This is a genomic window from Burkholderia sp. Ax-1720, from assembly GCF_011753035.1.
GTDB classification, from domain to species: domain Bacteria; phylum Pseudomonadota; class Gammaproteobacteria; order Burkholderiales; family Burkholderiaceae; genus Burkholderia; species Burkholderia gladioli.
Genome location: NZ_VWWK01000135.1, coordinates 1 through 20,308 on the forward strand (window position 1 = coordinate 1; position 20,308 = coordinate 20,308).

At 69.3% G+C, this 20,308-nt stretch carries 16 protein-coding genes; 8 read left to right on the plus strand and 8 right to left on the minus strand.

The features are described 5' to 3' along the window. Positions 1-9: 9 nt before the first annotated feature. From F3J18_RS27305 to F3J18_RS27330, 6 genes are all read left to right on the plus strand, one after another. Positions 10-2,403 carry a TonB-dependent receptor gene (locus tag F3J18_RS27305; protein WP_345892531.1) on the plus strand — a complete coding sequence of 798 codons (2,394 nt, stop codon included), beginning with the start codon at positions 10-12 and terminating at the stop codon, positions 2,401-2,403. Positions 2,404-2,539: 136 nt separating this feature from the next. Further along, on the plus strand, positions 2,540-3,541 hold the full coding sequence (locus F3J18_RS27310; protein WP_025101036.1) for an LLM class flavin-dependent oxidoreductase: 1,002 nt from the start codon (positions 2,540-2,542) through the stop codon (positions 3,539-3,541). Between the two features lie 73 nt (positions 3,542-3,614). Further along, positions 3,615-4,949, plus strand: coding sequence for an LLM class flavin-dependent oxidoreductase (locus F3J18_RS27315; protein WP_166915246.1), 1,335 nt, complete (start codon positions 3,615-3,617; stop codon positions 4,947-4,949). 19 nt (positions 4,950-4,968) lie between these two features. Continuing rightward, positions 4,969-6,774: an amino acid ABC transporter permease/ATP-binding protein gene (locus F3J18_RS27320; protein WP_166915248.1), complete on the plus strand. Its 1,806-nt coding sequence runs from the start codon at positions 4,969-4,971 to the stop codon at positions 6,772-6,774. Positions 6,775-6,799: 25 nt separating this feature from the next. Beyond that, on the plus strand, positions 6,800-7,378 hold the full coding sequence (locus F3J18_RS27325; RefSeq protein ID WP_166915250.1) for a GNAT family N-acetyltransferase: 579 nt from the start codon (positions 6,800-6,802) through the stop codon (positions 7,376-7,378). 11 nt (positions 7,379-7,389) lie between these two features. Further along, positions 7,390-7,596 carry a hypothetical protein gene (locus F3J18_RS27330; RefSeq protein WP_166915252.1) on the plus strand — a complete coding sequence of 69 codons (207 nt, stop codon included), beginning with the start codon at positions 7,390-7,392 and terminating at the stop codon, positions 7,594-7,596. 88 nt (positions 7,597-7,684) lie between these two features. Here F3J18_RS27330 and F3J18_RS27335 read toward each other — a convergent pair whose 3' ends face one another. The 7 genes from F3J18_RS27335 to F3J18_RS27365 all read right to left on the minus strand — a co-directional run bounded on the left by F3J18_RS27335 (position 7,685) and on the right by F3J18_RS27365 (position 16,680). After that, on the minus strand, positions 7,685-9,874 hold the full coding sequence (locus F3J18_RS27335) for a phospholipase C, phosphocholine-specific (protein WP_166915254.1): 2,190 nt from the start codon (positions 9,872-9,874) through the stop codon (positions 7,685-7,687). A gap of 100 nt (positions 9,875-9,974) precedes the next feature. Next, positions 9,975-10,400 carry a hypothetical protein gene (locus F3J18_RS27340; protein ID WP_025101041.1) on the minus strand — a complete coding sequence of 142 codons (426 nt, stop codon included), beginning with the start codon at positions 10,398-10,400 and terminating at the stop codon, positions 9,975-9,977. A 405-nt stretch (positions 10,401-10,805) separates the two neighbouring features. Next, complete coding sequence (locus F3J18_RS27345; protein ID WP_166915256.1) at positions 10,806-11,642, minus strand: amidohydrolase family protein; 837 nt, start codon at positions 11,640-11,642, stop codon at positions 10,806-10,808. Further along, entirely contained in the window at positions 11,639-12,655 is a 1,017-nt protein-coding gene (locus F3J18_RS27350) for a hydroxyacid dehydrogenase (protein WP_025101043.1), read from the minus strand. Before F3J18_RS27350 ends, F3J18_RS27345 begins: the two co-directional genes overlap by 4 nt. Before the next feature lie 12 nt (positions 12,656-12,667). After that, positions 12,668-13,717 (minus strand): LacI family DNA-binding transcriptional regulator, encoded by a 1,050-nt coding sequence (locus F3J18_RS27355; RefSeq protein WP_025101044.1) that lies wholly within the window; start codon positions 13,715-13,717, stop codon positions 12,668-12,670. A gap of 19 nt (positions 13,718-13,736) precedes the next feature. After that, positions 13,737-15,644, minus strand: coding sequence for a TRAP transporter large permease subunit (locus tag F3J18_RS27360; RefSeq protein WP_166915258.1), 1,908 nt, complete (start codon positions 15,642-15,644; stop codon positions 13,737-13,739). Between the two features lie 4 nt (positions 15,645-15,648). Next, a complete protein-coding gene (locus F3J18_RS27365; RefSeq protein ID WP_166915260.1) occupies positions 15,649-16,680 on the minus strand; it encodes a TRAP transporter substrate-binding protein in 1,032 nt (343 codons plus the stop codon). 304 nt (positions 16,681-16,984) lie between these two features. Between F3J18_RS27365 and F3J18_RS27370 the strand changes: the two genes are divergently transcribed. Beyond that, positions 16,985-18,598 carry a methyl-accepting chemotaxis protein gene (locus tag F3J18_RS27370; RefSeq protein WP_166915262.1) on the plus strand — a complete coding sequence of 538 codons (1,614 nt, stop codon included), beginning with the start codon at positions 16,985-16,987 and terminating at the stop codon, positions 18,596-18,598. Between the two features lie 332 nt (positions 18,599-18,930). Next, positions 18,931-19,350, plus strand: a complete 420-nt coding sequence (locus F3J18_RS27375; protein ID WP_025101048.1) for a DUF1842 domain-containing protein — start codon at positions 18,931-18,933, stop codon at positions 19,348-19,350. A 250-nt stretch (positions 19,351-19,600) separates the two neighbouring features. On the opposite strand, the gene F3J18_RS27380 is transcribed toward F3J18_RS27375, so the two are convergent. Further along, a partial coding sequence (locus F3J18_RS27380) for a tetratricopeptide repeat protein (RefSeq protein WP_166915264.1) occupies positions 19,601-20,308 on the minus strand: 708 nt, incomplete at its 5' end.

Consider the following 20,308-nt stretch of genomic DNA (forward strand, 5'->3'; position numbering starts at 1 on the left):
GCGCCTGCCGTGCCTGCCGTGCACGCGGCGCCCGACGCTGGCGTGACGCCCGCGGTAATCGGAGCGACTGCGGGCGCGACGGCGGGCGCGACGGCAGGCACGGCAAGCGGCGCGCCCGTCACGGTGCGCCAGGACGCCGTGGTGGTGACCGGCGCGCGCACGCAAACCCGCGCCAGCCAGAGCCTCACGCCGGTTGACGTGATCGGCGGCGCGCAACTGCAGCAGACCGGCGCGGCCAACCTGCGCGACGCGCTGGTGCGGCTCTCGCCCTCGATCACGCGCGAGTCCTATGCGGGCGACACGGCGGTGCTGACCGACGTGCTGTCGATGCACGGCCTCACGCCCGACCACGTGCTGGTGCTGGTGAACGGCAAGCGCCGCCACACCACGGCCAACATCTCGCTGGACGGCGGCCTGAACCAGGGTTCCACCGGCGTCGACATCTCCACCATCCCGGTGGCGCTGATCGACCATATCGAGATCCTGCGCGACGGCGCGGCCGCGCAATACGGCTCGGATGCGATCGCAGGCGTGATCAACATCATCCTGCGACGCAACTCGCGCGGCGGCTCGGTCGAGTCGAGCAACGGCCAGACCTATGCCGGCGACGGCTTCCGCAACAACGAATCGGCCGTGGCGGGCTTCAACCTGGGCGGCAACGGCTTCCTCGACCTGGCCGCCGATTTCTCGTGGCAGAACCACACGGTGCGCACCGGCCCCGACGACTATTTCGGCCGCTTCGCGCCGGGGCAGGGCTACGCCAACCCGATCGAAGGCGACCCGGCCAGCACCCGGACCTCGGTGGGCTTCAATGCCGGCTACCACCTCGGCGATTCGGTCGAGCTGTACGGCTTCGGCACCTATGCGCACCGGCGCGGCGAGGCCTACCAGAACTTCCGGCCCGGCACGGTGCTGCCGGCCGTCTACCCGAACGGCTTCTCGCCGGTCGAGACCGTCAACGAGAACGACTTCTCGGTCACCGCCGGCATCAAGGGCGAGAACCTGTTCGGCTTCAGCTGGGATCTCAGCTCGACCTACGGCGGCAACTACGAATCCTTCGGCCTGCTCGATTCCGCCAACACGGGCCTGTACGGCACGCAGGGCAATACGCCCACCGGCTTCCACCTGTCGACGGTCAGCAGCACCCAGTTGACCAACAACCTCGACCTGTCGCGCGCCTTGCGCCTGCCGCTGCTGCCGGCGCCGCTGTCGGTGTCCTTCGGCCTGGAGCAGCGCCACGAGACCTACAGCGTCTCGCCCGGCGACGAGGCCTCCTACCTGCTGGGCGGCGCGCAGGCGCTGCCGGGGCTGGCGCCGGTCAGCGCGAGCCGTTCCTCGCGCGACGTGCTCGGCACCTATGTGGATCTTTCGACGCTGATCACGCCGCGCTGGAAGATCGACCTGGCCGGCCGTTTCGAGCACTACAGCGACGTGGGCGATACCGCCAACGGCAAGCTCGCCACGCGCTACCAGTTCTCGCCGGCGCTGGCCGTGCGCGGCAGCGTCAGCACCGGTTTTCGCGCGCCCTCGCTGGCCGAGGAGAACTACACCAACGTCAACGTCTCGCCGGCCTCGGCCAACGGGCTGCTGGCCGCCAATTCGGGCGCGGCCCGGCTGATCGGCGCGCAGCCGCTGAAATCGGAGAAATCCACCAACTTCAACCTCGGCCTGGTGCTGACGCCCACCCGCGACCTGAACCTGGCGATCGACGCCTACCAGATCGACATCCGCGACCGCATCGTGGAGGGCGGTACCGCCTCGGGCACGGCCGCCATCGCCGCGCTGCAGGCGGCCGGCCTGTCGGTGCCGGGCAGCGTGCCGGCCTCGTCCGTCTCGGCCAGCTACTTCACCAACGGCGCCGACACGCGCACCCGCGGCCTCGACCTGACGGGTACCTGGCATACCGGCTTCGGCGCCTACGGCCAGGTGGACTGGGACCTCGGCGTGAACTTCAACACCACCTCGGTGACGCGCGCCGGCACCACCGCCAGCGGCGCGCCGCAGCTCAACGCGCAGCAGATCGCCTGGCTCACCACCTCCACGCCGAAGAACCGCGTGATCGTCGGCGGCACCTGGCATCGCGACAAGTGGGCCGTGACGATCCACGAGACGCGATTCGGCCCCACCACCAGCGAGGAAACCTACATCGTCGGCCCGAATGCCTTCTCGACCACGCAGTTCCTGCGTTTCCGGAACGCCGCGAAATACACCACCGATATCGAGGTCCGCTACGACCTCACCAAGCGGTTCCAGGTCGCGCTGGGCGCCATCAACCTGTTCGACGCGAAGCCTTCTGAGCTGCCCTACGAGGCGCAGTTGGAAGGGATCCGCTACGACTCGGCGGCGGCCACCATCGGCGCGAACGGCGGTTTCTACTACGCGCGCCTGCGTTACGCGTTCTGAGCTTTTCGTCATATGCATCGCAGGAATTGCTCGAACGGCGCGCCGCGCGACTGACCATAATCGATGGATGCCTCGCCGATGTCGGGCGACATCCAAACTTCCCGCCGGGCCCGCTCCCGGATTGGAACCCGCAATCATGAGCTATACCGTTTCGCTTCTCGACAAGAGCCCGATCCCCGAGGGTGGCACCGCGGCCGAGGCCCTGCAGGCCACGCTGCGCCTGGCGCGGCGCGCCGAGGCGCTCGGCTACCGGCGCTTCTGGGTGGCCGAGCACCATGGCTCGCCCGCGCTGGCCAGCTCGGCGCCCGAGGTGCTGATCGCGCACCTGCTGGCCGTCACCTCCTCGATCCGCATCGGCTCGGGCGGCGTGATGCTGCAGCACTACAGCCCCTTCAAGGTGGCCGAGACCTTCCGGCTGCTGGCCGCGCTGGCGCCGGGCCGCGTCGATCTCGGCATCGGCAAGGCGCCGGGCGGGCTGCCGGCCACCACGCGCGCGCTGCAGGCCCGGCACGATCGCGCGACACGCACGTCGTTCGAGGCGCTGTTCGCCGAGCTCGACGGTTTCGTGAGCAAGGGCGCGAGCGAGGATCCCGCGCTGGCCGGCGCGCAAGCCTTCCCGCAGCCTGGCGAGGCGCCGCAGCGCGTGCTGCTGGGCGGCAGCCCGTCGAGCGCGAAGCTGGCGGCGCGCCACGGCTGGCAGTTCTGCTATGCCGGCCACTTCAACGGCGACGTGGCGAACATCGAGCGCTCGATCGAGGCCTATCGCGAGGCCAGCGGCCGCGCGCCCTTGCTGGCGCTCTACGCCTACGCGGCCGAATCGGGCGAGGCGGCGCGCGACGCGCTGGGTGCGCTGCGCATCGTCAAGCTGCACCTGCCCGACGGGCAGGCCGTGAACCTGCCCAATGAAGCGGCGGCGGCCGCCTATGCGGCGCAGGTGGGCGCCAGCGACTACCGGCTCGAGGAACTGCGCCCGCATGCGGCGGCCGGCACCGGCGAGGAGATCCGCGCCGAACTCGACGCACTGCACCGGCGCTTCGGCATCGAGGAGTTCGTGATCGACACGCCGGTGGCCGAACACGCCAGGCGCCTGGCCTCGATCGAGGCGATCGCCGGCGCGCTGGATACGGTGCCGGCCTGAGCCGGAAAACTGCGGCGTCGCGCGAGCGGCGCCTTTCACCTTGTGCTTCGTTCAACTGATTGCGGATCTCGACATGACCCGGAAAAACCTCAGCTTCGGCATCATGCTGCATGGCGCGGGCGGCCATATGAACGCCTGGCGGCACCCGTCCGGCCCGGCCGACGCGAGCGTCAACTTCGGCTTTCTCACGCGCATCGCGCGCGAGGCGGAGGCCAACGGCATCGCCTTCGCCTTCGTGGCCGACGGCCTCTATATCAACGAGCGCTCGATCCCGCACTTCCTGAACCGCTTCGAGCCGATCTCGGTGCTGTCCGCGCTGGCCGTGGCGACCACCAAACTGGGCCTGGCCGGCACGCTGTCGACCTCGTACAGCCACCCGTTCACGGTGGCGCGGCAGTTCGCGTCGCTCGACCTGCTGAGCGGCGGGCGCGCCGGCTGGAACGTGGTGACCTCGCCGCTGGAAGGCTCGGCGAAGAACTACGGCGGCCAGCATCCCGATCACGCGCTGCGCTACGAGATCGCCGACGAGTACCTGGAGGTGGTGCAGGGCCTGTGGGACAGCTGGGACGACGATGCCTTCGTGCGCGAGCGCGCCAGCGGCCGCTTCTTCGATCGCGACAAGCTGCACACGCTCGACCACAAGGGGCGCTTCTTCGAGGTGGCGGGGCCGCTGAACATCCAGCGCTCGCCGCAAGGGCAGCCGGTGATCTTCCAGGCCGGCTCGTCGGATGCCGGCATCGACCTGGCCGGCAAGTACGCCGACGCGGTGTTCACCCATTCGCCCTCGCTGGAAGAGACCCGCGAATTCGCCGAGCGCGTGCGCGCCAGCGCCGTCCGGCACGGCCGCGCGGCCGGCGACGTGAAGCTCTACCCGGGCATCGGGCCGATCGTCGGCGCCACCCGCGAGGAGGCCGAGGCCAAGCATCGCGCGATCCGCGAGCTGGTCGGCATCGACGAGGCGCTGGCCTACCTGGGCCGCTTCTTCGACCATCACGATTTCCGCCAGTACCCGCTCGACGCGCCGTTCCCCGAGCTCGGCGAGATCGGCCGCAACAGCTTCCGCTCCACCACCGACCGCATCAAGGCCGAGGCCAGGGCGAGCGGCGCGACGCTGCGCCAGGTGGCGCTCGACGTGACCACGCCCAAGGCGCAGTTCATCGGCACCGGCGAGAGCATCGCCGAGGAGCTGATACGCTGGTTCGACGCCGGCGCGGCCGATGGCTTCATCCTCGGCTTCCCGGTGCAGGCCGAAGGCTTCGACGACTTCGTGCGCCACGTGATTCCGGCGCTGGAAGCGCGCGGGCGCTACCAGCGCGAGCTGACCGGGCAGACCTTGCGCGACCATCTCGGCCTGCCGCGCCGCGAGAGCCGGCACGCCCGCCAGGCCGCCGATCACGCCGCCGCCTGAGCCCGAAGGAGTCCAGATCATGAACGACAGCTCCCGGAACATCGCGGCCCTCCCGCTCGGCGCGGGCACCCTCGGCGAGGCGGGCGCGCCCGACGACTACCGGCACCTGCGCATCGTGCCGAACCGGCGCCTGGGGCGCATCGCCGGCAGCGTGCTGGCGTTCGCGCTGCTGGCGCTGGTGCTCGATTCCGTGCTCGGCAACCCGCGCTGGGAATGGGGCGTGTTCGCGCAGTGGTTCTTCGCGGCGCCGGTGCTCGACGGGCTCGCCAAGACCCTGGTGCTGACCCTGGTGGGCGGCACGGCCGGCTTCGCGCTGGCGCTGCCGGTGGCGCTGGCGCGCCTGTCCGTCTCGCCGCTGCTGCGTGCGCTGGCCTGGGGCTACATCTGGCTGTTCCGCTCGATCCCGCTGATCGTGCTGCTGCTCCTGCTGAACAACCTCGGCTATCTCTACGAGACGGTGCATATCGCCGTGCCCTTCACCGGGCATGTGCTGCTCGATGCGCCCACCAACGGGCTCGTCACGCCCTTCCTGGCGGCCGCGATCGGCCTCACGCTGAGCCAGGCCGCGTTCTCGGCCGAGGCGATCCGCGGCGGGCTGCTGTCGGTCGACCACGGCCAGCGCGAGGCCGCCGCCGCGCTGGGCCTGCCGCGCGGCAGGCAGATCCGCCGCATCATCCTGCCCCAGGCGATGCGCAGCATCCTGCCCGCGGCCTTCAACGACCTGGTCGGCCTGGCCAAGAGCACCTCGGTGGTCTACATCCTCGCCATGCCGGACCTGTTCTATACCGTGCAGATCATCTACCACCGCAACCTGGAGGTGATTCCGCTGCTGATGGTGGCCACCGTCTGGTACCTGGTGATCCTCACCGGCTTGTCGGCCCTGCAGGGGCTGGTGGAGCGGCATTTCTCGCGCGGCGCGAACCGCGAGGGCGTGGCGCCGTCGCGGCTCGCGGCCTTGCTGCGGGGGCTGATTGCCGGCGCGCGCCGGGCCGGCCGTGCGCGCGACATCGCCACGGCGCAAGCCGATGTCGATGCCGCGTCGGTCGCGAGCTGGGCCGAACGCCGCGCGGGCGGCGCGGTGCGCATCCACCAGGTGTCCAAGCGCTACGGCGCCAACACCGTGCTCGATCGCCTCTCGCTGAGCGTGGCGCCGGGCAGCGTGACGGTGATCCTCGGCCAGTCGGGCTCGGGCAAGTCCACGCTGCTGCGCTCGATCAACCACTTCGAGCGCCTCGACGACGGCTTCATCGAGATCGACGGCGAGCTGGTCGGCTATCGCCGCGACGGCGACACGCTGCGCGAGCTGCGGGAGGGCGAGATCCTGCGCCGGCGCGGCAGCGTCGGCATGGTGTTCCAGGGCTTCCACCTGTTTGCGCACCTGAACGTGCTCGACAACCTCGTGGAGGCGCCGCTGGCGGCCGGCGTGCCGCGCGAGCGCGCCGAGCGCGAGGCGCGCGCGCTGCTGGCACGCGTCGGGCTGGCCGACAAGGCCGAGGCCTGGCCCCGCCAGCTTTCGGGCGGCCAGCAGCAGCGCGTGGCGATCGCGCGGGCGCTGGCGCTCAAGCCCAAGGTGCTGCTGTTCGACGAGCCCACCTCGGCGCTCGATCCCGAACTGGTCAAGGAGGTGCTCGACGTGATCCGCCAGCTGGCGAACTCGGGCACCACGCTCTTGATCGTCACGCACGAGATCGGCTTCGCGCGCGAGGTGGCCGACACCATCGTGTTCATGGACGGCGGCCGCGTGCTCGAATCGGGGCCGCCCTCGCGCGTGCTGGTCGAGCCGACCCATCCGCGCACGCGCGATTTCCTGTCGAAGGTGTTGTGATGCGTCAGCGAGGAGGGGGCTTGGGATGAGCGTGTCAGCGAGCGAGGCGCCGGCGGCGCGAGAGGTGGCGCGTTCGGGCGCGGGCGAGGTGTTTGTCGGCGTGAGCGTCGTCGATCCGCGCGCGCGGCCGCTGTTCGAGGAACTGGCCTACGAATACGGCAGCCGCTACGCCGGGCTGGTCGATCCCGAGGCGCTGCGCGAGGAGTTCGTGCGCTATCCGCCCGAGCATTTCGAGCCGCCGCTCGGCGCGCTGGTGCTGCTGCTGCGCGAGGGCGTCGCGATCGCGGGCGGCGCCTTCATGCCTCACGCCGACGCCGGCACCACCGAGTTCAAGCGCATCTGGGTGGCCCGCGAGCATCGCGGGCAGGGCTTGTCGCGGCGCGTGCTGGTCGAGCTGGAGCGGCGCGCGCTGGCGCTCGGCTACACGCGCGTCTACCTCAGCACGGGGCCGCGCCAGCCCGAGGCGATCGGCTTGTACCGGAGCAGCGGTTATCGGCTGTTCTACGCGCACGATTTCGGCGAGGACGTGGAACCCGGTTATCGCTTCGACAAATGGCTGGTTGGCGGGGGCGATGCCGCGCTTGCCGAAGCCACGGCGGGCTGAGTTCGCGAACCATGGCCTGCACCGGCGAATCCCTGCGAAAGACCGATCACGCCGGCCGTGCCCGGGCGAGCGGCGAGCACGAGAACGAGCACGAGAGCGACAGCGAAGCCGCGCTGGCCTGGCGCCTGCTCGGCGCGCACCTGGCCGGCCTGGTTTTCGGCGTGGCGATCCTGGCGGCCGCGACGGTGTTCGTCTGCGGCGTGCTGCACGTGATCTGAAACGGCGACGCCACCGGCACGCGGTGCCGGTGGCGTCCCTGACCGACCCCGCGCGAGCGGGGCCGGCGTGGCGGGCTGGCCCGAGCGCTCAGGCGTCGAGCATGTCCGGCAGGTCCAGGTCCTGCATCGCGATCGCCGTCGGCGAGGCAGTGATCGAGCTCGGCAGCTCGGTCACCACCTGCGTGGCGGCCGGATCGCTGAAGCTGCTCTTGCCGTTCTCCACGTGGCCGGCGGCGCGCCAGGCGAAGGCCGCGCCGTCGGAGACGCTCAGGTCGTACCACTGGTGGCTGTGCTTGAGCGTCCAGACTTCCTCGACGAAACCTTCCGAGGGGATCGAGAAGTGGCGCGTCTGCGCGCCGTAGGCGTTATCCGTGACGGACAGCTTCACGGCTTTGGCGCCCTTGTTGCTGATCTTCAGCATGACGTTGCCGTTGGCCGCGTCGTAGCCCACCACCACCACCGGCTTGGCCGACTTGTTTTGGGTCTTCTTGTCCTGCGGGATCGCGCCGACGAACTGGCGCACGAAACCGTTCGGGCCATACACCAGGAAGTTGTAGACGCCGTCCGTGCCGGCCAGGTTGAAGGTGTCGGCGATCGACTTGCCGGCCTCCACCGTGTAGCGCCACGGGCCGTCGCTGCGGTTGGTCGAGTACACGTAGAAGCTCGCGCCCACCTTGCCCGTGTTCGAGAAGTTGATCTGGAATTCGTTGTCCTTGCTGACTTCGCGACCGTTGGCGTGCAGCTCGTAGGGCAGGGCGCGCGCGGCGCGCACGCCGGTTTCCTGTTCCTTGATCGAGGTGGGGCTCGGCACCGCCGGCACCACCGCCTTGGGGTTCTGGCAGGACGCGTCGGACATCGCCTGGTAGTTGCTGGTGTTGGGCAGCGTCGGGAACGCGGCGTCCGGCGTGCTGAAGTCGAAGCAGCTCAGCAGGTCGCCCGACACGGCGCGGCGCCACGGGGTGATGTTCGGCTCCATCACGCCGAAGCGCTGCTCGATGAAGCGGATCACCGAGGTGTGGTCGAACACCTGCGAGTTGACGTAGCCGCCCTTGGTCCAGGGCGAGATCACGATCATCGGCACGCGCGGGCCCATCCCGTAGGGCAGGTTGTCGGCCGTGTAGCTGCCGCCGCGCAGCGGGTTCACCACGTTGTGGATCTCGGCGCTCACGTCCACCGTCGACAGGCCCTGGGCGCGGTTGGTCGGCGGTTGCGGCGGGGCGATGTGGTCGAAGAAGCCGTCGTTCTCGTCGTACATCAGGAAGAAGGCGGTCTTGCTCCACACATCCGGGTTCGCGGTCAGCGCGTCGAGGATCTGGGCGATGTAGGTCGCGCCGTAGGCCGGCGTGTAGCTCGGGTGCTCGGAATAGATCGCCGGCGGGCACAGCCAGGAGACCTGCGGCAGCTTGTTGGCCAGCACGTCGTTCTTGAGGTCGACCAGGGTGCGCACCGCGTTGCCGCGCGTCTGCAGCGCGGAGCCGGCCGGCGCGTTGATGAAGTTGGCGAAGTTCGGCAGCATGTTGGTGCCGTAGTTGCCGTTCACCGGATCGTTGCCGTTCACGCCCTGCTGGTAGAGCTGCCAGGAGATGCCGGCGGCCTGCAGGCGCTCCGGGTAGGTGGTCCAGGTCAGCAGGTCCCACTTCGGCGGCAGGTCGTTGTCGACCGCGTCGTTGTTGTCCAGCAGCGGGCCGCCCTGCTTGCCGGTCGGGTCCACCATGCCGGTCATCAGGTAGGTGCGGTTCGGGTGGGTCGGCCCCGGCATCGAGCAAAAATAGTGATCGCAGATCGTGAACGCGTCGGCCAGCGCGTAGTGGAACGGGATGTCCTCGCGCACGTGGTAGCCCATCGTCAGGTCGGACTTGTTGGCCGGCCAGGCGTCCATGCGGCCGTTGTTGATCGCGTTGTGGGTCGGGTACCAGCTGTGGTCCAGGTCGCCCAGGCACTCGCTGATCTTGTTGACGTTGTAGCGGAACGGCAGCACCGGCGTCTGCGGGTTGGCCTTGGACGGCTGGAACCAGACCGGCTGGCCGCTGGCCAGGGGGATCGGGAAGCGGTCGTTGTAGCCGCGCACGCCGCGCAGGTGGCCGAAGTAATGGTCGAACGAGCGGTTTTCCTGCATCAGCACCACGACGTGCTGCACGTCCTGGATCGAACCCGTGCCGGAAGCCGCCGGAATGGCGAGCGCCTTGCGGATCGCATCGGGGAACACCGTCAGGGCAGCGGCTGCGCCGGCCGTCGAGGCGGCGGTCTGCAGGAAGCGTCGTCGATTGTAGGTAGACATGGTAGGGCCTCTCGTGAGAGATACGGTGATACGTTTGTGGGCGGCTTTCTATTGGCGAACTGCTGGGAACTGCCAGGACTGCTGAGGACTTCGGTGCCGGTCAGTTGCTGGCGTCCGCCGCGGGCTCGGGCGGGTAGTGGACGACCGGGGTGGATTGCTCGGCGGCCAGCCAGGCGGACTCGCCGTGGCCGGGATCGATGATTGGCGCCAGCGCCCGGGCGGCGCGCGGCGGATCGACGGTTTCGGTCACGCCGGCCGACATCGCGATGGCCGGCGAGGGCGGGTCGATCGGCGAGCTGTCGTGCGGCGCGTCGGCGATGGGCGGCGCGGCGGCGGGGGCCGTGCCGGGGGCGCCGGAATCGGGCGCGGTGCCGAAGCGGTTGGCGCCGCCCGCGTTATCGGCCGGGTGCAGCGAGAGCGCCGCGAAATCCTGCCGCGAGGACGCGGCGCCGGCCGGATTTCCCTTGTCGCAGCCGGCCAGCATCAGCAGCGCGGCCAGCACCACCAGAACCCTCGATTCTTTCATTTTGCCGACCTGTGATTATGTTCGAATTCAAGATGGCGTTATCTTGATTCAAGGCCGATGTCATATTTGTGAATGGAATGGCGATCCCGATTATTCGATTCGGGATTACTTGTTTTCAGTGTGGTGTAAAGCGTAATTGAAATGCTTTTGAAAGCGATTCGACTCGATGAAAATGCTTGATGAGCCTGATTTTTGCGGATTTTGACGTGGTATCGCCGAGGGGATTGCCGATTCGATTCGTATTTCGCATCAAGTATTTTTTATCGAATTCGGAAATAGATTTGAGTAAATTATTCCATATTGAAAATCGAGGTATTGAAGATGCGAGGCGCGGATCGGGCTTGTAAATTTTTTAATTCGATGCCGATCGGCGGCCACCGCGATCGGGTGGCCGCCCGAGTTTCTTCAGGCCGCGCCGTCGCCTGACGCGAACCCATACAGCTCGGCCGGATTGGTCACCAGGATCCGCTCCAGCGTGGCGGCGCTGCTGAGGTTGCCGATCGCCCAGTCGAGCAGGGCCGCGTCGTCGGGCACCGGCTTCACGTTCGGATGCGGCCAGTTCGAGGCCCACAGGCAGCGCTCGGGATAACGCGCGGCCAGCTCGCGCGCAATCCAGGCCACGTCCTGGTAGGCGGGCGGCCCCTCGCGCGAGCTTTCATAGGGCGCCGACAGCTTGATCCAGCAGCGCCCGCCGTCGAGCAGCCGGCACAGCGCCGCGAAGGCCTCGCCGTCGGCGGCCACCGGCCCGAGGAACTTGCCGAGATGGTCGATCACCAGCCGCGTGGGCAGGCGCGCGAGCAGCGTCTCGTAGTCGGGCAGGGTGCGGCCGTCCAGTTGCAGGTTGATGTGCCAGCCGAGCGCGGCGATGCGCGAGGCCAGCGGCGTGAGCGCATCCCAGCCCAGCACGCCGCCGCGCAGCATCATGAAGCGCAGCCCGCGCATGCCGCCCGCGTGCAGGCGCTGCAGTTCCTCGTCGTCCACGCCGGGCTCCACCACCGCCACGCCGCGCGCGCCGTCGCCGAGCTGCTCGATCGCGGCCAGCGTGCAGCGGTTGTCGGTGCCGTAACCGGTCGGCTGCACCACCACCACGCGCGACAGGCCGAGCGCGCGCTGCATGTCGCGATAGGCGGTGGCGGGCGCCGGCGGCGGCACGAAGGTCGCGCTCGGGGCGAGCGGGTAGGCGTCGTCGTAGACGTGGACATGGCAGTCGCAGGCGCCTGCCAGCGCGTGCACGGGGCTCATCGGTTCGGCTCCTGGAGTTCGATCGGCTGGCGACGCGCCAGGCGCGTGGCATGGGCGGCATTCACGGCGCCGGCGGGGATGCGCCCCTGCAGCAGCGCCTCGACCTGGGCGACGGTCTCGAGCGACTGGTGCTCGATCGCGCCGGGCGTGAGGCCTCCCACGTGCGGCGTGGCGATCACCAGCGGATGCGCGGCCAGCCGCGCGGAGGGCATCTGGTCGGCGGCCATGCCGACGTCGAGCGCGCAGCCGCCGAGCCGGCCGCCGTCGAGCGCGGCCAGCAGGGCCGCCTCGTCCACCAGCTCGCCGCGCGCCGCATTGACGAACACCGCGCCGGGCTTCATCGCCGCGAAACGCTCGGCGTTCATCAACTGCGCCGTGTCGGCATTGGCCGGCGCCAGGCACACCACGTAGTCGGCCTCGCCGAGCAGGGCCTCGAGCCCGGCCTGGTGCATGCGCAGGTCGGTGACGGTGGCGAACGGGTCGGCCACCACCACGCGCATGCCGAAGGCCAGCGCCAGCTCGCACAGATAGCGCGAGATCTGCCCGTAGCCGATCACGCCGAGCGTGGCGCCGCGCAGCTCGCGGCCCATGCGCGGCACCGGGCGCTCGCCGCGGCGGTAGGCGGCGGCGTAGTCGGTGGTCGAACGCGACAGGTCCAGCATCGCGCCGATCACCCACTCGCTGACGGCGGCCATGAAGCCGGCGCTGGCCTGCGTGATCAGCACGCCGTGCTCGCTGGCGGCGGCCACGTCGATGGTGCGGATGTCGACCGCGCAGCGCGCGAAGGCCAGCAGCTCCGGCAGCGCCTCGAACAGCGCGCGCGGCGCCGGCGTCTGGCGATAGCCGATGATGATGTCGGCATCGCGCGCCGCCTCGATCAGCTCCGCGGTGCTCAGCTCGCGGTCCTCGGGGTTGAAGCGCGCCTCGGCGATCGCGCCCAGCGCGGCCGTGGCGTGCGCGCCGAAGTAATGGTCGAGCATCGAGCGCGGATGGCTCACGAATACCTGGGTCATGTGAAGAGTCCTTTAAGGCCGGGTCCGGGACGGACGCGCGACCGATTCGCGCTCGACGAGCGCGATGTCCGTAAAGAGCGTGGGCTCGTGTTCGCGGGGGCTGTCGGGGGCGCGCATCACGCGCTCCACCATCGCCGCGGCCATCGCCGGCACCGGCAGTTGCACGGTGGTCAGCGCCGGGTTCGAGATCGCGCCGAGGAAATGGCCGTCCATGCCGACCACGGAAATATCCTCGGGCACGCGCAGGCCCGCCTCGCGCAGGCCGGCCATCAGGCCCAGCGCCATCAGGTCGTTGACGGCCACGATGCCGCTCGGGCGCTCGGCGTCGAGCGCGAGCCGGCGCGCCAGCTCCAGGCCGTTCTGCGCGATCATCGAATCGCCGTATTCGTCCACGTGGCCGCTGTCGAGCACGCGCGCGCTGGCGGCCAGGCCCGCTTCGGCCGCGGCGGCCAGGAAGCCGTCGATCTTGTCGCGGCGGCTCATGGTGACGCCGGCCAGGGTGGCGTAGGCCAGCCGCGTGTGGCCGTGCTCGATCAGGTGGCGCGTGGCCAGGCGCGCGGCGCCGAAGTTGTCGGGCGTGACGTGGTCGATGCGGCTGGGTTCGCCGTCGATCGCGCGGCGGTCGTAGCTGACCACCACCATGCCGCGCGCGGCGGCGGTCTCCAGGTGGCCCTCGTCGGCCAGCGAGGAGAGCACGATCACGCGGCGCACGCCCTGCGAGAACAGGTCCTCGAAGAACGAGGCTTCCTTGCGCGGGTCGCGATAGGTGTTGCCGATCAGCACGCGATGGCCGTAGCGCTCCTGCGCGAGCGTCTCGATCTCGCGCGCGATGTAGCCGAACATCGGGTTGGCGATCGAGGGCAGCAGCAGGCCGACCAGCGGCGTCTGGCCGGTCTTGAGCTGGCGCGCGAGCTTGCTGGGGCGATACTGCAGCGCCTCCATCGCGGCCCGCACGCGCGCCAGCGTGTCCTCGCGCATCTGGTCGATGCGGCCGTTGAGGACGTTCGATACCGTGCTGACGGACACGCCGGCCTGGCGCGCGACATCCTGAATGGTGCTCATGTCTGGATCTTGTTACCGGCTACAGGCCGAGCCGGGTCGGCAACCACAGGGAAAACGACGGTACCAGGATCAGTACCACGAGAGCCGCGCACAATACCACCAGATATTTGAGCATGGGGCGCGCCACCGCCTTCACCTCGGTGCCGGTGATCGCGCAGGTCGCGAACAGGCCCAGGCCGATGGGCGGCGCGAACAGGCCCAGCCCCATCGCCACCACGATCACGGTGCCGAAGTGCAGCGGGTTGATGCCCAGCTGCATGGCGATCGGGGTGAGCAGCGGGCCGAAGATGATCAGCGCCGGCGCGCCTTCCAGCACCGCGCCGAACACGATCATCAGCAGTACCGACAGAATGATGAACATGGTCGGCCCGTACTGGTGCGCGAAGGCGATCATCGAATCGGACACCAGCATCGGCACCTGCTCGATGGTCAGCGCGAAGGACACGCTGGAGGCCGCCGCCACGATGAACAGGATGCTGCTGGCCATCGAGGCGGCGCGCACGAACACGCGCACGATCAGCCGCGGGTTCAGCTCGCGGAACGCCAGCCAGCCCACCAGCAGCGCATACACCACCGCGAAGGCCGAGACTTCCGTCGAGGTGGCGATGCCCGAGGTCACGCCCTTGCCGATCATGGTGATCATCAGCAGGGCCACCAGCGCGCCGCCCAGCAGCGGCAGCCAGTTGCGCGGGTTGGGCAGCGCCGCGGCCAGGTCGATGCGGCGCCCGGCGATCACGGTCACCGCGGCCAGCGCGACGGCCAGCACCGCTGCCGGCACCACCCCGGCCAGGAACAGCCCCGCGATCGAGATATTCGCGACGAAGCCCATGATGATCATGTTCACGCAGGGCGGGATGGTTTCGGCCATCACCGCGCTGGCGGCCAGCAGCGCCGCGGCCTCGTCGGGATCCTCGCGGCTCTGGCGCACCGCCGGCATCACCACGCCGCCCACCGCGGCGATATCGGCCAGCTTGGAGCCCGACACGCCCGAGAAGAAGGCGGTGGCGATGATGGTGATCAGGCCCAGGCCGCCGCGCACGCGCCCGAACAGGCGCAGCAGCAGCTCGATCAGGCGCGAGGACATGCCGTTGCTTTCCATCAGCAGGCCGGCCAGCACGAAGAAGGGGATCGCCAGCAGCACGAAGTGATCGGTGCCCGCCATCACCTGCTGCGCGTAGACCAGCATCGGCAGCGAGGGTTCGGCGAGGAAGTAGAGCAGGGCCGAGAAGGCCAGCACGAAGCCGATCGGCACGCCCAGCAGCAGGCCGCCCACGAAGCCGGCCGCCATCAGCAGGCCCGGGCCGATCGCGTGGGCCGGCGCGAGCGCGTTCCAGCCGAACACGGCACCCGCCACCGCCAGGCACAGCACCAGCGAGCGCAGCACCTCGCGGCGCGGGCCGTTCAGGGCATTGGCCAGGCCGAACACGGTCATGAAGGCGCTGCCGGCCGCCAGCGGATAGACGTTGATGCAGGCGGGCAGGCCGCTGGGCGTCTGCTGGCCGAAGGAATCGAGCAGCAGGAACACCGAGGACACGCAGAGGTTGCCCGCCACCGCGGCGATCACCCAGTGGCCGGCCTGCACCAGGGTGGCTTGCCAGCGCCCGGGCAGCATGCCGCGGAACAGGTCGACGCCGACGTGCTGGCTGCGCGCCAGCACGCTGGCCGCGCCGCAGAACACCAGCACGATCATCAGCGCGCCCGCCACCTCCTCGGCCCAGTCCACCGGGTTGTGCAGGAAGTAGCGGTAGATCACCGAGACGAACACCACGGCCACGTCGGCCGCGAGCACGGCCGCGCAGAAATACTCGATGCCGTGCAGCAGCGCGGCCAGGCCGCGCGCCAGCGGCGTGCCGGCCCGGGCGGCGGCCGGCGCGGCGAGTTCGGGCGAGGCCGCCGAGGGATCGGGCGAGGTGGACAGTGCGCGCATGGCCTCAGCTCCGCGCGGCCGCGATGGCCTGGAACAGCGGCGAGGTGGCCGGGTACTGCTTCGAGAAGCTCGCGTAGAGCTGGGTCTGCATGGTGTGGCGCACCGCATCGCGGTCGGCCGGCGACATCGGCGTGAAGCGCATGCCGTGCTGCTTCAGTTGCTGTTCGGCGGCGGCGGCGGTCTGGATCGCGGCCTGGCGCTGCTTGGCGGTGGCGTCCTGCATGGCGGCCTGGAAGGCCGGGCGCAGCGCCTCGGGAATCTTGGCCAGCGCGCGGCGGCCCATCACCGCCACCACCGGGCTGAACACGTGCTGGGTCTGCCAGCAGGACTTCACCACCTCGTCGAACTTGCTGGCCAGCACGGTCGCGCAGTCGTGCTCGAAGCCGTCCACCACGCCGGTCTGCGCGGCCATGTAGAGCTCGCCCACCGGGATCGGGGTGGGCACCGCGCCCATCAGCCGGAAGGTGTCCATGAAGGCCGGCGTGGGCAGCACGCGCAGCTTCAGGCCCTTCAGGTCCTGCAGCGATTGCACCGGCTTCTTGGTGAACACGTTGCGCCCGCCGAACGAATAGCCCCAGGCCACCGCCGAGCAGCCGGCGCGCTGCTGCAGCAGCTTGTCGAAGGAGGCGCCCACCGAGCGGTCCATGGCGCGGCCGACGTGGTCGAAGCCGTCGAACAGGTAGCCGAGGTCGAGCATGCCGAGCTCGGGCAGCACCGTCGCCCAGATCGAGGAGCCCGACACCATCATGTCCACCGCGCCCACCTTGACCTGCTGCACCACGTCGCTTTCCTTGCCGAGCTGGCTGTTCGGGAAGAAGTCGATGCGGATCCTGTCGCCCACGCTGGCCTTCAGGTTCGCCGCCAGGTGCTGGTACCAGACGTAATGCGCGGCGTTCTCGTTGGCCGGCATCGACGAGGACAGCCGCAGCGCGATGGGCGCATCGGCGCGCGCCAGGGCCGGCAGGCCGAGGCTCGCGGCCGCGAGCGATGCCGCCGAGGCGGTCTGGAGGAAGCGTCTGCGGGAAGTCGACTGCATGTGGTGTCTCCTGGTTGCCGTTGCCGCGCAGCGGGCAGGGCTGGTTCGTGATTGAAGGTGTCCCGGTATCGGCGCGGCCCGTCGCTCGACACTGTATCGATTTAGTGTATCGATACAGTAAACGTCGTCGGGATCGGATGTCATTGGGGTTTGCCCTCGTGGGGCGGGTCTGCCCGTTCCTGGTGCCTTTTTGAAACGACGAGGCGAAGCCATGGCCCGAATTGCGATTCAAGCCGCTGGCGCGCGGGCCGTTAACCGCGGTTACGCAGCGTCGGATCCCCCGACGCTCATTCCGTTAATTAGCATGTTCAGCAAAATCAAGGTTTCAACCGGCTTGCTGTGCGTCCTGGTCGCGTTCTGCGCGTTCCAGCTCGTCACGGCCGCGCTCGGTTACTGGGCGCTCACGCGCACGCACGACAACGTCATCGAACTGTCGAACGTGGCCGTCGAGCAGATGAAGTCCGTCACCGATGCCACCCAGCAGTTGATGGACGCGCGCATCAATCTCTCGCGCGCCGGCACGCGCATGGTGAAGGGCGGCGTGGAGCCGACCGACATCGTGCAGCACGCGCGCGAGCAGCTCGGCGCGGCCGAGCAGAGCTTCGCGCGTTTCGCCGAGGCCAGCCGCGGCGAGCACGCCGCGCCCGGCGCGGCCGAGCTGGTGGATCGCTACGGCAAGTACCACGCCGCGCTCGGCGAGCTGGCGCAGTTCCTCGATGCCGGCAACGTGCAGGCCTTCCTCGACCAGCCCACCCAGTCCTTCCAGGACAACTACCTGAAGGAGGTGCGCGGCTTCGAGGCCTATGCGGGCAGCTCGGGGCGCGCCTCGCTCGACGCGATCGACGCGCGCCTGTCGCTGTTCAAGCTGGTGGGCGTGGTGATCCTGCTGTTCCTGGCCGCCGTCACGGCGGCCATCCACCTCGGGCTGCGGCGCGGCCTGGTCGCGCCGCTCGAGGAAGCGGGGCGCCACTTCGACCGGATCGCGGCCGGCAAGCTCGACACGCCGATCGCCGCGCGCGGCAGCAACGAGATCGGCCACCTGTTCGCCGGCCTGGCCAACATGCAGGCCAGCGTGGCGGGCACCGTCAGGCTGGTGCGCGAATCGGCCGACGCGATCCACCTGGGCGCCGACGAGATCGCCACCGGCAACGCCGACCTGTCGGCGCGCACCGAGAGCCAGGCCGCCTCGCTGGAGGAAACCGCCTCGAGCATGGAGGAGCTGACCTCCACCGTGCGCCACAACGCCGAGCACGCGCGCGAGGCCAACAGCCTGGCCGCCGGCGCGCTGGAGGCGACCGCCCAGGGCAGCGAGGTGGTCAACCAGGTGGTGGACAAGATGCACAGCATCGCGCAGAGCTCGGACCGCATTGCCGAGATCATCTCGGTGATCGACGGCATCGCCTTCCAGACCAATATCCTCGCGCTCAACGCGGCGGTGGAGGCGGCCCGCGCCGGCGAGCAGGGCCGCGGCTTCGCGGTGGTGGCGGGCGAGGTGCGCGGCCTGGCGCAGCGCAGCGCGCAGTCGGCCAAGGAGATCAAGGCGCTGATCAACGAATCGGTGGAGCTGATCCGCGGCGGCGCGGAGCTGGTCGAGAACGCCGGCGAGGCGATGGGCAAGGTCTCGACCACCATTTCGCGCGTGGCGCAGACCATGGAGGAGATCAGCGCCTCCTCGCGCGAGCAGAGCGCGGGGATCGAGCAGGTCAACATGGCCGTCGCGCAGATGGACGAGATGACCCAGCAGAACGCCGCGCTGGTGGAGGAGGCGGCCGCGGCGGCCTCCTCGCTGCACCAGCAGACCGAGCAGTTGAAGGCGGCGGTGTCGGTGTTCGAGGTGTCGGACGCGGTGATGCGGCCGGCCGAGGCGGCGATGCGGGGCGCGGGGCGCCTGGCGCGCGTGGAGCGGCAGTTCGCCTGACGCAAGGCCCCGGCGGCGGGAAACGATCGGCCCGGTGCTTCCCTGGCGGGAGGCGCCGGGCCGATTGCATTGGCTCCGATTCAAATCCCTGGATTTGGGAAAAAACTGATCGAGTCGGACTCCATTAATGACTCGATTAAATATCTTCCTATTATCTTGATAATCAAATCGTCGCCTATGAATTCGATAAATTTTTGATTTTAACGATTCAACCTCGTAAATCTGTCAGTGGTGATGTGAAAACCCGCGTGCTAATTTTCCATTGTCCTCGATTAATTCGGGGATGACGCGGTAAAACGAAAATCGCCATTCAACCACCTACGGGGACCATCATGGCAGAACTTCATCCTTTCAATCACACCGGCAATTTCACGATCGGCAAGCTGGGCCTGCCCGGCGGGCTGCTGCTCAAGGCCATCCTCACCGTGCCGCAGGGCACCAGCCAGGTGACGGGCCACGGCGTGCTGAGCCAGGCCACCAACCCGCCGCTGCACAACCAATCGGCCTTCCACGGCTCGGTGCATTCGCTGGGCGTCGGCGGTGCCAAGCAGGTCTATGCGCTGCAGGGCACGGCGATTCCGCCGCTGCTGGGCGCGCCGCACGTCACCGAACTGCTGATCCAGCTCGACAGCGTGTGGGGCCGCGCCGGCAAGGCGTCCTATACCTACGTGCAGGGCGAGACGGTCCATCGCGTCGAGGACCAGGAAGTCGCGGTCCAGTGGCTGCTGCAGGAAAACGAACGGGCCGCATGAGGCGTGCCGGTTGCATGCGCGGCGCGACTCGCCGCGCATGACGAGCGATTGAAACCCGCCCGCTCCGATCGGGCGGGTTTTTTATTGGTGCGGCGCGGGAAGGTATTAAGTTGGCGATTAATCGGATTGCCGGTCATTCGAGTGCGGCCTATGGATGGATAATCCGAATTTCCGCCGGGTCGCCTGAAAATACGCGCCGGCGGAATCCAATTGCAATATCGAGTCGCATTGAACGTTTGCGCGCCGATATTCATCGCGCCCGGTCCGCCATCAATTGCCGGCGCGCCTCGGCGGCAGTTGCCAATGAAGGATCGAGCGCCAGCGCGCGATCGTAACTTTCCAGCGCTTCCTCATGCCGCGCCAGCAGTCGCAGCGCGTTGCCGCGATTGCAGAGCACCGCCGGCGAACGCGGCTCGCGCGCGAGGATCGCGTCGTAGCCGGCCAGCGCCTCGTCGGCGCGCCCGGCGCGCAGCAGCACGTTGGCGCGGCAGGCCAGCGCGGCGTGATGGCCCGGCTGCGCGGCCAGCACGCGCTCGCAGCGCGCCATGGCCTCGTCCAGGCGCCCGAGCTGTTCCAGCGCCGCGGCGCTGTCGCCAAGCGCGTCGAGATGGCCGGGATCGCCGGCGATCACCTCGTTGAGGGCGTCGAGCGCCTCGCCGGGCCGCCCCAGGTCGAGCAGGCCGCGCCCGCGCATCGCCTGGATCGCGGCGATGCCCGGCTGGATCTCGGCGGCGCGCTCGAAGGAGAGCAGCGCATCGGCGTGGCGGCCGAGATCGCGCAGCACCAGGCCGCGGTTGAACAGCGACTCGAACGAACGCGGCGCGACCATCAGCGCGCGCTCGTAGCTGTCGAGCGCGTCGGCCGGCCGGCCCAGCGCGCGCAGCGCGGCGCCGCGATTGCAGAGCGCGTCGAGCGTGAGCGGGGCGAGCGCGAGCACGCGATCGAAGGCGGCCAGCGC

Bases quoted from the DNA above. Each gene is read 5' to 3' on its own strand.
- F3J18_RS27355 (WP_025101044.1), bottom strand. From the start codon at position 13,717: ATGAGCACCATTCAGGATGTCGCGCGCCAGGCCGGCGTGTCCGTCAGC.
- F3J18_RS27375 (WP_025101048.1), top strand. From the start codon at position 18,931: ATGGCAGAACTTCATCCTTTCAATCACACCGGCAATTTCACGATCGGC.
- F3J18_RS27350 (WP_025101043.1), bottom strand. From the start codon at position 12,655: ATGACCCAGGTATTCGTGAGCCATCCGCGCTCGATGCTCGACCATTAC.
- F3J18_RS27315 (WP_166915246.1), top strand. From the start codon at position 3,615: ATGACCCGGAAAAACCTCAGCTTCGGCATCATGCTGCATGGCGCGGGC.
- F3J18_RS27325 (WP_166915250.1), top strand. From the start codon at position 6,800: ATGAGCGTGTCAGCGAGCGAGGCGCCGGCGGCGCGAGAGGTGGCGCGT.
- F3J18_RS27310 (WP_025101036.1), top strand. From the start codon at position 2,540: ATGAGCTATACCGTTTCGCTTCTCGACAAGAGCCCGATCCCCGAGGGT.
- F3J18_RS27320 (WP_166915248.1), top strand. From the start codon at position 4,969: ATGAACGACAGCTCCCGGAACATCGCGGCCCTCCCGCTCGGCGCGGGC.
- F3J18_RS27370 (WP_166915262.1), top strand. From the start codon at position 16,985: ATGTTCAGCAAAATCAAGGTTTCAACCGGCTTGCTGTGCGTCCTGGTC.
- F3J18_RS27365 (WP_166915260.1), bottom strand. From the start codon at position 16,680: ATGCAGTCGACTTCCCGCAGACGCTTCCTCCAGACCGCCTCGGCGGCA.
- F3J18_RS27360 (WP_166915258.1), bottom strand. From the start codon at position 15,644: ATGCGCGCACTGTCCACCTCGCCCGATCCCTCGGCGGCCTCGCCCGAA.
- F3J18_RS27345 (WP_166915256.1), bottom strand. From the start codon at position 11,642: ATGAGCCCCGTGCACGCGCTGGCAGGCGCCTGCGACTGCCATGTCCAC.
- F3J18_RS27330 (WP_166915252.1), top strand. From the start codon at position 7,390: ATGGCCTGCACCGGCGAATCCCTGCGAAAGACCGATCACGCCGGCCGT.
- F3J18_RS27340 (WP_025101041.1), bottom strand. From the start codon at position 10,400: ATGAAAGAATCGAGGGTTCTGGTGGTGCTGGCCGCGCTGCTGATGCTG.
- F3J18_RS27335 (WP_166915254.1), bottom strand. From the start codon at position 9,874: ATGTCTACCTACAATCGACGACGCTTCCTGCAGACCGCCGCCTCGACG.